Here is a 435-nt window from a genome sequence, read left to right on the forward strand (position 1 = left end):
AGGGTGAATCGCATACTTCACATCCACGCCCTTTTCGATCAATAGATCGGTCAGCTCCTTCAGCGCATGTTGAGCGCGCGCAACGGCCAGCCCATAACCCGGCACGATCACAACGGTTTCGGCATTGCCGAGCATGAACGACGCATCTTCCGCCGACCCCGACTTGACAGGCCGCTGTTCCGCCGACCCGCCCGCCGTCGCCGCGCCTGCCTCACCGCCGAAGCCGCCCAGAATCACATTGAAGAACGAGCGGTTCATCGCCTTGCACATGATGTACGACAGAATCGCACCCGACGAACCCACCAGCGACCCGGCAATGATCAGCATCGCGTTGTTCAGCGAAAAGCCGATGCCCGCCGCCGCCCAGCCCGAGTACGAGTTCAGCATCGACACGACCACGGGCATGTCCGCGCCGCCAATCGGGATGATGATCAG

1 protein-coding gene is annotated in these 435 nt (G+C 61.8%); it reads right to left on the bottom strand.

The window, feature by feature from the left end; genetic code table 11:
- The coding region (locus GR197_RS31460; RefSeq protein ID WP_164016614.1) for an NAD(P)(+) transhydrogenase (Re/Si-specific) subunit beta at positions 1 to 435 on the bottom strand (435 nt) is incomplete at both ends.

The organism is Rhizobium phaseoli (assembly GCF_010668805.1).
In the GTDB taxonomy this organism is placed as follows: Bacteria; Pseudomonadota; Alphaproteobacteria; order Rhizobiales; family Rhizobiaceae; genus Rhizobium; species Rhizobium phaseoli_A.